This window comes from Myceligenerans xiligouense (assembly GCF_003814695.1).
In the GTDB taxonomy this organism is placed as follows: domain Bacteria; phylum Actinomycetota; class Actinomycetes; order Actinomycetales; family Cellulomonadaceae; genus Myceligenerans; species Myceligenerans xiligouense.
In genome coordinates, this window is record NZ_RKQZ01000001.1 from 3921855 (window position 1) to 3934992 (window position 13138).

The following is a 13138-nucleotide window of genomic DNA, read 5'->3' on the forward strand; positions in this document are numbered from 1 at the left end:
CCCATCATGAAACGCGGGACATCGGATGAAATCACGGGTGAAGTTGTGATGAACGGCGGGCAAGAATGCACTTTCCGATTTACCGTGATCAGGTCCCCGCGTTCGCCGGGGCACCTCACCTCGCCCGGCGAACCGTGACCGGCACCGCTCACCGATGAATCTGAGGGGAAATCGCGCGTGACGACAGAGGCCGTGATGGCCGGGGCCCCAGCCGTATCCGCCGACAGCACGACGTCCCGGCACGAGTCCACACCCGGAACGCTCCCGGCGTCCGCGGACGACCTCCGAACCCTGCCCGCCCGGTGGTGGTCACGGCATCGTGTCCTGATCCGGCTGACCGACGCACTCGCCTTGACGGCGGCGGGAGCGGCCGCTTCCGCGACGCCGCTGGCGCGTTCGGGCGGCGAGGCCGGCCCGGCGGTCGTACCGGTGCTCCTGGCGGTGGTGGCCGGGTGGTTGATCGCCCTGGAGTGGCACAAGTCCTACGACTGGCACCTCTTCGGCGGTGGGATGGCCGAGTACCGGCGGGTGCTGGGCGCCACCTGGAAGACGTTCGCTCTCGTGGCGATCGCCGCCTGGCTCACCTCGTTCACCGGCGTGCGTGAAGTGGTCCTCGTGGCGTTCCTCCTCGGCACCGCCAGCCTTCTCGGGGTGCGGTTCGCCTGGCGCCGCCGGATCCTCCGCCTGCGCGAGCAGCGGGCTGCCTGCGTCACCGACCTGGTGGCCGTCGGGCACCGGGCGCAGGTTTCCCGGGTCGTCGAGCGGGTCACCGCCGCGCCGCACCACGGCCTCCGCGTGGTCGGGGCGTGCGTACCCGCCGAGGAGGCCGGGCCTGGCGACCTGATCGACGGCATCCCGGTACTCGGTACCCCGGACGAGGCCGGCGAGGCCGCCGAGCGCGCCGGCGCGGGGGCGGTGGTCGTGAGCGGCTCGCAGGAGATCACCTCCGACGTCGTCCGCCGCCTCGGCTGGGCCCTCGAGGAGCGGGGTATCGAGCTGATGCTCACCACCGAGCTCACGGACATCGCACCCCCGCGGGTCAGCGTCTCCCGCGTGCCGGGGATGTCGCTGCTGCACGTCGCCCCGCCCCGGTTCACCGGGCCCAAGTACGTCGTCAAACAGGTGATGGACGGGGTGCTGGCACTCGTGCTGACCGTGCTCACGGCGCCGGTGATCGCCGTTCTCGCCCTGGCCGTGGTCCTCACGAGCCGTGGGTCGCCGTTCTACGTCTCCGAGCGCGTGGGGCGCGACGGCCGGATCTTCTCCATGGTCAAGCTCCGGACGATGCACCAGCACGCCGACCGCGTCGTCCCCGTGCTGTCGGCCGACGACGGCGCGGGCGTGCTGTTCAAGATGCGCGAGGATCCGCGCGTCACGTCGATCGGCCGCGTGCTGCGCCGCTACTCCCTCGACGAGCTCCCGCAGCTCTTCAACGTCCTCGCCGGCCACATGAGCCTGGTCGGGCCGCGCCCACCGCTCCCGCACGAGGCCGCCGAGTACGAGGAGCGTATGCGCCGCCGCCTGCTGGTGAAGCCCGGCATGACGGGCCTGTGGCAGGTTCGTGGCCGCTCGGACCTGTCCTGGGAGGAGACGGTGCGGTGTGACGTCTACTACGCCGAGAACTGGACGCTCCACCTCGACCTGCTCATCCTCGCGGACACGGCCCGAGCCGTGATCACCGCGAAGGGTGCCTACTGACCTACCGCCGCAACCGCATCGGGGTGTGCGGGATACCGTCCTCGAGGAACTCCTCGCCGTCGGCCGCGAACCCGAACGTGGCGTACCAGCCGGCGAGCGGTGACTGCGCGTCGAGCACGGCGTCCCGGCCGTCACCCGCCGCGTCGACATGTGCCAGCGCGGCGCGCATCACGTCGTCGGCGAGGCGCTTGCCGCGTGCCGTGCGGTCCAGGCAGACGCGGCCGATCCGCCAGAGCTCGCCGTCGTCCAGCACCCGTGCGGTGCCGAGGACGCGGCGGCCGGTGTCGCCGTCCGGTCCCAGAAGCACCACGTGCGCCGTCGTCGGCTCCAGGTCCCGGCCGTCGAGGTCCGGGTACGGGCAGTCCTGCTCGACCACGAACACGTCCTGGCGCAGCCGCCAGAGGTCGTAGGCGACGGCGGGCTCCAGCTTGTCGAACGGCGCGACGATGATCTCCACGCGCCGATTATCCCGTCGCCCGGCCATCGACCGCGCCGGCCGGCCGTCGCCGGGCCCTCGCGCCGCTCAGACCAGGAAGAGGCCGACGATCCACGTCGTGGCCGCGGCGAGGGCGCCCAGGAGCTGGATGCCGATCGTCATGGCGCTGGCCTGGAGGGCGGCGACCGTCGCACGCCAGGCGGTCACCCGGTCACGGCGGCGGACCAGCTCGACCACGAACACCGCGGCGGCGAAGAACAGGAACAGACCCACCACCGGCACGACGAAGAACCCGATCACGCCGGCGATGCCGCCGATCACGATGGTCGACGTCGGCACCTCGGACCGCTTCATGTGCCCGCCCGCCACGACGTACTGCAGTACCTCGGCGACCACGAGGAAGACCGCCGCGATCGCGAACACCGTCCAGGCCACCGGGCCGCCCGTGAGGAACGCCCACACCAGGATCGCGGCACCGACGAGGATGCTCCCGGGCAGCACCGGCACCACGATCCCGACGAGTCCCACCAGGATGGCGAGCCCGACAAGAATCTCGGCCGTCCCGTCGAAGTTGACGTCCACGCTTCAGTACTTCCTGTCCGTCGGAAATGTGACGGCCTGAGCGTACAGTGCTTTCCGGAGCCGGCCGCGAGGCTACAGCAGCCTGCGGGCCGCCGCCCAGCGGGTCAGCTCGTACCGCGACGAGAGCTGCAGCTTCCGCAGCACCGCCGACACGTGGGTCTCGACCGTCTTGATCGAGATGAACAGCTCGCTCGCCACCTCCCGGTACGAGTAGCCGCGGGCGATCAGCCGCATGACCTCCTGCTCGCGCTTGGAGAGGCGGTCCAGCTCGTCGTCGGCGACGGCGATGTCGGCGGCGCCCGTCCCGAACGCGTCCAGCACGAACCCGGCGAGCCGCGGCGAGAACACCGCGTCGCCGCCCGCCACCTGCACCACCGCGGCCGACAGCTCCGGGCCGGAGATGTTCTTCGTCACGTAGCCGCGAGCGCCGGCCCGGATGACGGCGACGACGTCCTCGGCGGCGTCGGACACGGACAGGGCGAGGAACCGGACGGGCACGCCGGTGCCGTTCGGGCGGGCCACGTCGGCGCAGCGCTGCACCACCTCGGCTCCCCCGCCGCCGTTCCCGCCGGGCAGGTGCACGTCGAGCAGCACGACGGGTGGCCGCTTCTCGTGCACGATCGCGACGGCGGAGTCGACGTCGTCCGCCTCTCCCACGACGGCGACCCGTTCGTCGAGGGAGGCCCGCACGCCGGTGCGGAACAGGTGGTGGTCGTCGACGAGCACCACCGGGACGCGCGAGGGGGTCCGGTCATCGGCGGTCATGCGTTCTCCTCGGTCTTGGTCCTGGTGGTCCTGGTGGCGGCGGTCCGGGTGCCGTTGGCCCTGGGCCGGTCCGGCTGGGCTTCCCCGCGGGGCACCCGCATCCGTACCTCGGTGCCCCACCCGGGGCGACTCTGCACCTCGGCGACGCCGTCGCGCCGTCGGACACGCCCGAGGATGGATTCCCGGACCCCGAACCGGTCCGGTGCGATCTCGTCGATCTCGAAGCCGTCGCCGCGGTCGCGGACGAACGTCTCCACGGAGTCCTCTCCCACCTCGAGGTAGACGGAGACCGGCGGGCGGCCGTGGGTGGCGGCGTTGACGAGTGCCTCGCGCGTGGCCTGGAGCAGGGCCGCCGTGCTCGGGCCGGGCACGCAGTCGCCCACGGCCACGGTGTCGACGGTCAAGGGGGCGAACGCGTCCTCGACCTGGCCCACGAGGTCCCGCAGTTCCGCGGCGACCGACTCGCCGGGCGAGGGGCGGTCGTCGTACAGCCACTCCCGCAGTTCGCGCTCCTGGGCGCGGGCCATGCGGGACACGGACTCGGAGTCGTGGGCGCGGGCCCGGATGAGGGCGAGGGTCTGGAGCACGGAGTCGTGCAGGTGGGCGGCGATGTCGGCGCGCTCGGCCTCGCGGGCGCGGGCGGCACGTTCGTCGCCGAGCTCGCGCACCAGTTTCAGCCACCACGGCGCGAGCACCAGGATCACGCCCGCCACCACGGCCACGGAGGCGACGGTGGCCTGCACCATGGTGTTGATCGAGGCTTCCTGCCCCACCAGCATGAGCACGCCGACCATGGTCAGCAGGATCCCGCCGACCAGGCGCAGCACCCCGGCTCGCGTCCGCGGGCTGCCGCCCAGCCAGCGGCCGCGCGACGTGCCGTCGAGCTGGCTCCAGGCGAGGGCGATGCCACCCAGCACGATCAGCGCGGGCAGCAGCCACGACGCCCAGACGTCCCAGCCGGCCTGGACGGCGAGGAGCAGGGCGGCCCCGCTGAGCAGCACCACGCCGATGGTGATGTCGCGGGTGTCCAGACGGGTGACCGGGCCGGAGAGGCGCAGCCGGTCGGTCAGGGAGCGGTCCGCCGTGCCGTCCACGCCGGCCAGGCGCGGCGCGAGCCGACGACGTGCCGGGTCGACGTCGGCCACCGGCTCCGGGCGGCCGGGGGCCACCGTCACCCACCAGAACACGTACGCGATGACACCTGCCCCGTTCAACAGCGTGGCCAGCACGAAGAGCACCCGGACCAGCCAGGCGGGCAGGCCCAGGTGGGCGGCGAGGCCCACGGCCACTCCCGCGATCCAGCGGCCCTCGCGGGGACGCCGCAGGGTGAGGCGGGCCGCGGCCGACGGCGCCTGCCCTCCGGCCGGACCGGCGGGCGGGGTGTGGTCCGTCGGCGCTGCTTGGTTCGTCACACCACGATCGTGGCACGTCGCGCGGCCCCTGAGGACCCGTGGGCACGTATCTCAGGGTCCTGGGGACGCCGAACCAGGGTCGGTTCAGGGCAGCACCCGATCCAGTTCGCGCGGGCCGTCGACGAGCATGGAGTCATGACCACAGACCCGACCGCAGGCGAGGGCCCGACGCCACCGGGCGAGCCCGAGCCGAGCGCGCAGCAGACCTCGTTCGAGGAGCAGCCACCACCCCCGCCGCAGCAGCCGGCGGTGGCCCCGCCCCGTCCGGCCGGCTCCGGCTTCTTCGACTCGATCCGCCGCACCGGCCTCTACCGCGCCGACCAGCGCTGGGCGGGCGGCGTCGCGTCCGGTGTGGCCGCCCGCCTGGGCTGGGACCCCCTCCTGGTGCGGGGGATCTTTGTCATCACCTTCTTCCTGGGCGGGATCGGCCTCATCGCGTACGGCCTCGGCTGGGCGCTGCTGCCGGAGCAGTCCGACGGCCGCATCCACCTCGAAGAGGCCGTCCGCGGCAACTTCGACGTCGCGCTCCTCGGCGCGGCCGTGCTGTTCCTCTTCGGGTTCGCGTGGGGCGGCCCGTGGGACTGGTGGGACGTGAACGGGGGGTGGATCGCGGGGCTGTTCTGGCTCACGGTCGTCGCCGGGATCGTCTACCTGCTGGTGCAGGCGGTCCGGCGGCGGCCGTCCACGGAGGGCGAGCCGCACGCCCAGCCGTACCCGGGCACGCAGCAGTACGCCGCGGGGCAGCCGTACGCGGGCCGGCCCTACCCGGGGACGACGGCGGCCGCCGGGCCCGGTCCGGGGACGACGACGGCTCCGGTGCCCCCGGTGCCGGGTGGGGCCGGCCCGGCGCCGTCGGGCGGTCCCGCGCAGCCGGGCCGCCCGACGCCTCCCGTGGCCAACGGGGCAGTGGGCCTGGACGACCGACCCGCCGGGGCCGCGCCGTCGGGCGGCACGCCTCCCGCGCCGTCGTCTCCCTACGCCGGGGCGCCCACCCCGCCGTACGGGGCGCCTCCCGCGCCGTACGTGGGCGCCCCGTACGCCCAGCCGGTCCCCCCGCGTCCGCCGCGGCGCAAGGGCGGCGGGATCGGGATCGTCTTCGGGCTGATCCTGCTGACCGGTGCGCTGCTCCTGCTCGACGATCTCGTCCTCGGCCGCGTGGTCCCGCGCCTGTCCACGGACGGGGACATGGGGATCTGGGGCGCCTGGGTCGGCATCTCGCTGGTGATCGTCGGCGTGGCGATCGTCGTCGCCGGGCTCCGGGGCCGCTCGAGCGGCGGGCTGGGAGCACTGGCGATCGTCGGCCTGATCCTGGGCGTGCCGACCCTGGGCTGGTTGCAGGCCGACGTCTCCGCGCGGATCGACGACGGCCGCGAGATCTTCGGCGAGGTCCTCGACTTCGACGGCCGCGTGGACGGCTACGAGCCCGGCGCCCCGATCAGCGAGGGCACCTTCGCCCCGAGCCAGATCGCCGAGGCCGAGCACGGCTACTCGGTCAGCTGGGGCGAACCGACCATCGACCTGACGGATCTCGACCTGTCCGAGGTGGACCCGGGCGATCCGGTCGAGGTGCCGATCGCGATCGGCGCGGGCGCCGCGACCCTCTTCGTGCCCGAGGACGCCGCGGTCGAGGTCGAGGGCCTGATCTCGGCCGGGGAGCTGCAGTGGTACGTGGACGGCGACGACCGGACCTACAGCGGCGTCAACAACCAGCGGGTCGCGATCGCCAGCGACGAGGTCGGCGACGACGGGGCCGAGCTCCGCGTGCTCGTCGAGATCGCCGCGGGCGAGCTCATCATCGAGGAGGAACAGTGAACGAGAACAGGTACGAGCCCGATGAGGCCCGAGAGCAGCAGGCCGCGCCCGACGACGTCCGGGAGGAGCCGACAGCCGGTGTCCCGGAGGAGCCGACCGGCGACGTCCGAGGAGACCTGGCCGGCGGTGCCCCGGAGGCCCCGGCAGCCGGTGTCCGGGGAGACCTGGCCGACGCCGTCCCGGAGGACACCACCGAGGTGATCGAGCAGGATCCGGCCCAGGACCGCAGGGGGGCCGAGGAGTTCCCGACGACCGCCTCCGGGCTGGCCGGCGAACCCGCCGAGCCGGCCGAACTGCCCGGCCCGGCCCGGCCCTCGACCCGGTCCGTGCCGGCGACCGAGCGGATCGACATCGCGCGCGGTGAACCGCACGCGGACTCCTCCGGGCAGGGCGCCCCGGCACCGACCGCGGTACAGACCGTGCCGCACGCGAGCGGCGCGGCTCGGCCCGCGCCACCCCAGGGCCCGCGCGTCGGGACGGTCGTCTGGGGACTGGTGGTCCTCGCGATCGGACTGGGCATCCTCGCCGCCGCGGCGGGTGCCCGCATCGACGTCAGCCTCGCGGCGATCCTGCTGCTCGGCGGCGCCGGCGTCGCGCTGGTGGCCGGCTCGATCGTCTCGAGCTTCCGCCGCCGCGGCGAACCGTAGTCCGCTGCCTCGCGACCACGTCATCTTTGTGGGGTGGCTACGCTCCCACCCCACGAGATGGCGTGGTCGCCGGCGAGTTCGTCGGCCGCGGGGCGCGGTCAGGAGGTCAGGTGGTGCCACGTGAGTGCCACCACCACGCCCAGGAGCATGAACGGGCCGAACGGGATGTACGACTTGCGGCCGGCCAGGCGGAACAGCAGGAGCGCCACGGCGACGGCACCACCCAGCGCGTACGGCGCCATGGCTCCCACCAGGAACGTGTCCCAGCCCCACCAGGCGGTGACCGCGCCGAGGACGCCGGCCAGCTTGACGTCCCCCAGCCCGATCCCGCCCTGGAAGATCAGCCACATCAGCAGATAGAAGCCCGCGTGCGCGGCGAAACCGAGCGCGGCCCGCCCCAGCGCCTCCCAGGACGGCCCGCCGGTGAGGCTGCCGGCCACCGCGGCCAGGACCAGGAGCACCCCCACGACCGCCGTCGTCGGGTACACGATCACGTTGGGCAGGCGGTGCGTCCGCGCGTCGATCACCCCGAGCGCGGCGCCCGACACCCCGAGGACGACGACGGCCGGCGTCACCCACGACGCCCCTCCGGCCCACACGGACCACGCGACCGCCAGCACGGCGACCACGGCCACGGCGCGTGCGAACGGCCGCACCTCCCCGGCGATCCGGGTGGACAGCGAGCCGGCCGGGAGCGCCGGGCGAGTTTCGGACTCAGTCACGGAACGAGCGTAGACACCCCCAGCCGAACCGCACACCCATCACACCCAACGATGCCGAACCGCAGGCTGAATCGTTCGAACAACGCTTTACCACGATTCAACCTGCGGTTCGACGGCGAAAACACGGGGCCAGGTGCCGCTCGACGGTGGGTATTGGCGGCACCAGCGGGCGGTTCGGTGACGGGCAGGGCCAGGGACTATGCGACGTCCTGGCCGCCGCCGGTCAGTCGGGCCGCCCGGGCGTACGCCTTCTCCGTCTCCGCGAGCACCCCGGGCCAGTCGTAGGCCGCCAAGCGGGTGCCGTCGTGGGAACCGTTCCGGATTCCGCGCAGCAGATCGCCGTCCGTCGCGAGGCGCACAAGAGCGCGCGCCAGGGCGGCGTCGTCGGGCACCACCAGGCCGTCGACGCCGTCGGCCACCCGCTCCGCCACGCCCGACCCGGCCCGCGTCAGCACCGGCAGCCCGGCTGCCTGCGCCTCCAGCGCCGCGATGCCGAACGCCTCGTCCACCGCGGGTGCGACGAACACGTCGGCGCCGGCGTAGAGCTCGCGCAGGCCGTCGGCGCCGAGCGCACCGGGAAGCGAGACGACGTCCGACAACCCGTGCTCGGCGACGAACCGCCGGGCGCGCCCGAGTTCGGCTCCGTCACCGGCGAGCGTCACCCGGAGGCGGCCACGCCGGGGTTCGCCCGACCGCGGCACACCCGCCCGCTCGCCGTCCGCCGGCGGATCGCCCGCTCCCGGATCGCCCGCCCTCCGGCCGCCCACCCCCGGCACGCCCAGCCGTGTTTCGCCCGCCCCCGGGCCGCCGCCCGCGAACATCCCGTGCGCCCGGGCCACCGCCTCGAGGAACGGGAGCATGCGCTTCCGTGGCGCGAACCGCGCCGCCGAGACCACGTGCAGCTCGCCGGCCGTGGTCTCCCGAGGGCGGCCGGACCGCCATGCGGCAAGGTCCAGCCCGTTCGGCAGCACCACCACCTCGCCGTCGGCCCCGACGATCCGCCGCAGCGGCGCCGCCGTCAGCTCGCTCACCGCGGACCACAGCACCGGCCAGCGCGACCACCCGGCCACCGCGTCGGCGGCGGCGAACATCCGCCACGTGGGACCCCACACGCTGTGCACGGTCAGCACGGCGGGCAGCCCGAGCCGGGTGACGGACCGCAACGCGGCCTGGACCGTCGGCGCGAGCACACCCAGGTGCAGGTGGACGACGTCGGGCCGCGCGCCGCTCGCCATCAGCTCCCGCAACCGCCGGACCACGTGGGTCGTCGAGCGGGGATGAATCGGCCACCCTCCGGGCACGCGGGCGGCGATGCGGTGCACCGTCACGGCGGGGCGGGTGTCAGCCCCACCGCCCGATCCCCCAAGACGCTCGATGTTGCTCGCCACCCCGTGATCGCCCGGGGCGACGGGCGTGGTGGTGATCACCTCGACGCGGTGCCCGGCCATGTGCTGCCGCGCGACGAGCCGCGCAACCTGGACCTCGATGCCGCCCAGGAGCGGAGCGAAGGTGTCGGAGACATGCACGATCCGCACGGCGCCCGCCCTTCGCTCACTCCCACTCGATGGTGCCCGGCGGCTTGCTCGTCACGTCGAGGGTGACGCGGTTGATCTCGCGGACCTCGTTGGTGATCCGGGTCGAGATGACCGACAGGACGTCGTACGGGAGGCGGGTCCAGTCGGCCGTCATCGCGTCCTCGGAGCTCACCGGTCGCAGCACGATCGGGTGGCCGTACGTACGACCGTCGCCCTGGACCCCCACGGAGCGCACGTCCGCGAGCAGCACCACGGGGCACTGCCAGATCTCGCCGTCCAGCCCGGCCCGGGTCAGCTCCTCGCGGGCGATCGCGTCGGCGCGGCGCAGGATCTCCAGGTTGTGCTCGGTCACCTCGCCCACGATCCGGATGCCCAGCCCTGGGCCCGGGAACGGCTGCCGCGACACGATCTCCTCCGGCACGCCGAGCTCGCTCCCCACGGCCCGCACCTCGTCCTTGAACAGCGTCCGCAGCGGCTCGACCAGGGAGAAGGTCAGGTCGTCCGGCAGCCCGCCCACGTTGTGGTGCGACTTGATGTTGGCCGCGCCCTCACCACCGCCGGACTCCACCACGTCCGGGTACAGCGTGCCCTGGACCAGGAACTTCACTTCCTCGCCGTGCGCGCCGGCCTCGGCGACGATGTCCCGTTGCGCGTCCTCGAAGACGCGGATGAACTCGCGCCCGATGATCTTGCGCTTCTGCTCCGGGTCGGTCACGCCGGCGAGCGCCGCCAGGAACCGCTCCTTCTCGTGCCGGATGACGAGGTTCACGCCGGTCGCTGCGACGAAGTCGCGCTCGATCTGCTCCACCTCGCCGGCACGCATGAGTCCGTGGTCGACGTGCACGCAGGTGAGCTGGTCCCCCACGGCCTTCTGCACGAGCGCCGCGGCGACCGCGGAGTCGACCCCGCCGGACAGCGCACAGATCACGCGCGCGTCGCCGATCTGGGCCCGGATGGCCTCGACCTGCTCGGCCACGACGTTGTCCGCGGTCCAGTCCGGGGCCAGCCCCGCGCCGCCGTACAGGAAGTGCTCAAGGACGGCCTGGCCGTGCTCGGAGTGCTTGACCTCGGGGTGCCACTGCACGCCGAAGAGGCGCCGCTCGCGGTCCTCGAACGCGGCGACGGGAGCGCCGGCGCTGGTGGCGAGCACCTCGAAGCCCGGGGGCGCCGCCCGCACGGCGTCGCCATGGCTCATCCACGCGACCTGGTGCTCGGGGGTTCCGGCGAGCAGGACGCCCGTGGCGCACACGTCGACGTCGGTCCCACCGAACTCGCTCAGCCCGGTCTCGGCGACCTCCCCGCCGAGCGCCTGCGCCATGGCCTGGAAGCCGTAGCAGATGCCCATGACGGGCACGCCGGCGTCGAACAGCTTGGGGTCGACGACGGGGGCGCCGGGAGCGTAGACCGACGAGGGCCCGCCCGACAGGATGATCGCCGCGGGGTCCTTGGCGAGCATCTCGTCGACGGTGGCCGTGTGCGGCACGATCTCCGAGTACACCTTCGCCTCGCGCACGCGGCGGGCGATGAGCTGGGCGTACTGGGCGCCGAAGTCGACCACCAGCACCGGGCGGTGCTGGCGCGGTTCGGCGAGGGGCTGGTTCTCGGCGGCGGGCGTCGTCACCCGTAGATTCTAAGAGGTAGCGCGGGCCGGCGGGGCCGCTACGGGTGTGACCCGGCGCCGGGTCCTCTCATCCGGCCTCCCGGGTGCCCGACGGCGGCCGCGGTGGCGTCCCGCGGGGGCGTGGCCGGATGTGCTTCGGCCCGCGCGACGTCGCCTAGGCTCGGGGGCGTGAGCACCGCCGAGTCCGAGAGCCCGTCCGTTCCCACCGCCGAGGCCGCCGCCACCGCGATCCGCAAGGCGCGCGGCGCGATGACGCGATATCGCGTGCTGGCGATCGTGACCGGGGTGATGCTGCTGATCCTGGTGGTGGAGATGGGGATCAAGTACGTCCTGGGCGCGGTGGTGGACGTCGAGCCGATCATGCCGTTCATCTCGTGGGTGCCGTTCGCGCACGGCTGGATCTACGTGGTCTACCTCGTCACCGTGGCGGACCTGTGGTCGAAGATGCGCTGGGGCTTCGGTCGCCTGGTGACGATGGTGCTGGCAGGCGTGGTGCCGGTGATGTCGTTCGTGCTGGAGCGCAAGATCCACGCCGAGGCGGAGGCGAAACTCGCCGCCCTCGAGGAGCGCTTCGGGGCCTGAGTCCGGACGCGGCACCCAGATCGGTCACATCCGTCAGTTTTCCATCTCAACCGCGTAACGATCATTGACCTTAATCCCCAAGGTTTGGAAAGATAGTTCCACAGAGAACTTCACCCGAATCAGGGGGCGGTTATGGGTGATACGGCAACTATCCTCTATCTGACCATCGCGACCGCGGTGCTGGCGATCCCGGCGGCGATCCTGGTCTCGATCGCCACGGTGGCGTCGGGCTTCTCGGGGCTCCTGCGGCTGGGCTTCGGAGCCCTCCGGGCCGGGCTGATCCCGGAGCATCGATATGTTCGTGACCACGACATAGACCAGCTTTCCGCCGTTCGGGGCATTGCCGGGGTCACCCTGCTGGCCACGGCCGAGCTGATGCGCTCCAGAGCCCTCCCCGTCACCCTGCCGGCACCGATCCAGGACGCCGGGCTGCCGTCCTGGATCGGCATCCTCGCCCACGGGACGCTCTGGGCCGTGAGCTCGCTCGCAGCGGTCGCTCTTTTAATCTCCCTTGGCTCCCTCTTGATGTACAGGCGCCAAGTTCGTTACCCCCCGCCCGTGACACCCGAAGACGGGCGGGCGCGCTCCGTCCTCTCCCCCTTCCTCGCCCTGCGCGCCCCGGCGACGCTGGCCGTGGTCAGCATCCTGACCGTCGCCTACGTCATGATCCTGCCCCCGCTGTGGCCGGAGGGCGGGGCCGAACTTCCCGAGGCGCAGCTCCCGGAGCCGGGAACGCTCCTGCTCCTCGCCCTCCTCATGATCGTGGGGATCATCGGGCTGGTCCTGCTCGTCGGCGTCGTCGGCGTCGGGCTGCCGCTGGCCATCACCTTCCACTCCCGGGGCGCCGACGGCCACCCCGCGCTCCCGGCCCTCTGGGCACTCGCCCTGACCGGGCTCTACGCGGTGCGACGCGGCCCGGAGTGGTTCGCCGCGGCGGGCGAGGCCGTCGCCGGCCCCGCCTCCGGAACCCTCCCGGGCGGAGCCGACGGCGCGTACCTCGTCATGGCGGCGATGCCGGGCCTCACGGGCACACTCATCATCGTCGCGATCTCGGTGTGGGAGCTGGCGCGCCTGCACGCCGTGCACGGCATCGACCCGTGGACCCCGACCGCCGTCCTGGTCCCGGCAGGCGGCGCCGAGGCCGACAACCCGCTCGTCACCGACCCCCGTGCAGTGCCGGACCTGCGCTCGGACAACCCGCGCAAGCCCGACGCCGCCCGGATTCCCCGCTCTCTCCAGCGGAAGCTGTCGCAGGCCGGTCGGACGGTGAAGGGCTAGCTGTACCGGCCGTGCCCCGGACCCCCTGTCGTGCCGGCACGGCACTTT

At 73.2% G+C, this 13138-nt stretch carries 12 protein-coding genes; 5 read left to right on the forward strand and 7 right to left on the reverse strand.

Annotation, left to right across the window (positions count from 1 at the left end):
• Positions 1-177: 177 nt before the first annotated feature.
• Positions 178-1698, forward strand: a complete 1521-nt coding sequence (locus EDD34_RS17140; protein ID WP_123815649.1) for a sugar transferase — start codon at positions 178-180, stop codon at positions 1696-1698.
• Between the two features lies 1 nt (position 1699).
• Here the strand turns inward: EDD34_RS17140 and EDD34_RS17145 are convergent, their stop codons facing one another.
• From EDD34_RS17145 to EDD34_RS17160, 4 genes are all read right to left on the reverse strand, one after another.
• The gene (locus EDD34_RS17145; protein WP_246012534.1) at positions 1700-2155 is read right to left on the reverse strand and encodes a GNAT family N-acetyltransferase; all 456 of its coding nucleotides are present in this window, start codon (positions 2153-2155) and stop codon (positions 1700-1702) included.
• Positions 2156-2221: 66 nt separating this feature from the next.
• Positions 2222-2716, reverse strand: coding sequence for a DUF456 domain-containing protein (locus tag EDD34_RS17150; RefSeq protein ID WP_123815651.1), 495 nt, complete (start codon positions 2714-2716; stop codon positions 2222-2224).
• Between the two features lie 72 nt (positions 2717-2788).
• The gene (locus tag EDD34_RS17155) at positions 2789-3481 is read right to left on the reverse strand and encodes a LuxR C-terminal-related transcriptional regulator (RefSeq protein WP_123815652.1); all 693 of its coding nucleotides are present in this window, start codon (positions 3479-3481) and stop codon (positions 2789-2791) included.
• The gene (locus tag EDD34_RS17160) at positions 3478-4893 is read right to left on the reverse strand and encodes a PspC domain-containing protein (protein WP_123815653.1); all 1416 of its coding nucleotides are present in this window, start codon (positions 4891-4893) and stop codon (positions 3478-3480) included. Before EDD34_RS17160 ends, EDD34_RS17155 begins: the two co-directional genes overlap by 4 nt.
• A gap of 135 nt (positions 4894-5028) precedes the next feature.
• Here EDD34_RS17160 and EDD34_RS21440 point away from each other — a divergent pair, with 135 nt between their 5' ends.
• Positions 5029-6705, forward strand: a complete 1677-nt coding sequence (locus EDD34_RS21440; RefSeq protein ID WP_123815654.1) for a PspC domain-containing protein — start codon at positions 5029-5031, stop codon at positions 6703-6705.
• Positions 6702-7352, forward strand: coding sequence for a hypothetical protein (locus tag EDD34_RS21275; RefSeq protein WP_123815655.1), 651 nt, complete (start codon positions 6702-6704; stop codon positions 7350-7352). The genes EDD34_RS21440 and EDD34_RS21275 overlap by 4 nt, the downstream gene beginning before the upstream one ends.
• A gap of 98 nt (positions 7353-7450) precedes the next feature.
• Here EDD34_RS21275 and EDD34_RS17175 read toward each other — a convergent pair whose 3' ends face one another.
• The 3 genes from EDD34_RS17175 to guaA all read right to left on the reverse strand — a co-directional run bounded on the left by EDD34_RS17175 (position 7451) and on the right by guaA (position 11230).
• Positions 7451-8074 carry a prepilin peptidase gene (locus EDD34_RS17175; protein ID WP_123815656.1) on the reverse strand — a complete coding sequence of 208 codons (624 nt, stop codon included), beginning with the start codon at positions 8072-8074 and terminating at the stop codon, positions 7451-7453.
• A 197-nt stretch (positions 8075-8271) separates the two neighbouring features.
• The gene (locus tag EDD34_RS21280; protein WP_246012535.1) at positions 8272-9609 is read right to left on the reverse strand and encodes a glycosyltransferase family 4 protein; all 1338 of its coding nucleotides are present in this window, start codon (positions 9607-9609) and stop codon (positions 8272-8274) included.
• Positions 9610-9625: 16 nt separating this feature from the next.
• Positions 9626-11230 (reverse strand): glutamine-hydrolyzing GMP synthase, encoded by a 1605-nt coding sequence (guaA, locus tag EDD34_RS17190; protein ID WP_123815657.1) that lies wholly within the window; start codon positions 11228-11230, stop codon positions 9626-9628.
• 168 nt (positions 11231-11398) lie between these two features.
• Here guaA and EDD34_RS17195 point away from each other — a divergent pair, with 168 nt between their 5' ends.
• Both EDD34_RS17195 and EDD34_RS17200 read left to right on the forward strand, forming a co-directional pair.
• Positions 11399-11812 (forward strand): DUF3817 domain-containing protein, encoded by a 414-nt coding sequence (locus EDD34_RS17195; protein ID WP_246012536.1) that lies wholly within the window; start codon positions 11399-11401, stop codon positions 11810-11812.
• 132 nt (positions 11813-11944) lie between these two features.
• A complete protein-coding gene (locus tag EDD34_RS17200) occupies positions 11945-13090 on the forward strand; it encodes a hypothetical protein (protein ID WP_123815658.1) in 1146 nt (381 codons plus the stop codon).
• Positions 13091-13138: the final 48 nt, after the last annotated feature.

What these genes read in the sequence shown, in the direction of transcription:
- EDD34_RS17200 (WP_123815658.1), top strand. Translation starts at nt 11,945, where the DNA reads ATGGGTGATACGGCAACTATCCTCTATCTGACCATCGCGACCGCGGTG.
- EDD34_RS17155 (WP_123815652.1), bottom strand. Translation starts at nt 3,481, where the DNA reads ATGACCGCCGATGACCGGACCCCCTCGCGCGTCCCGGTGGTGCTCGTC.
- EDD34_RS21440 (WP_123815654.1), top strand. Translation starts at nt 5,029, where the DNA reads ATGACCACAGACCCGACCGCAGGCGAGGGCCCGACGCCACCGGGCGAG.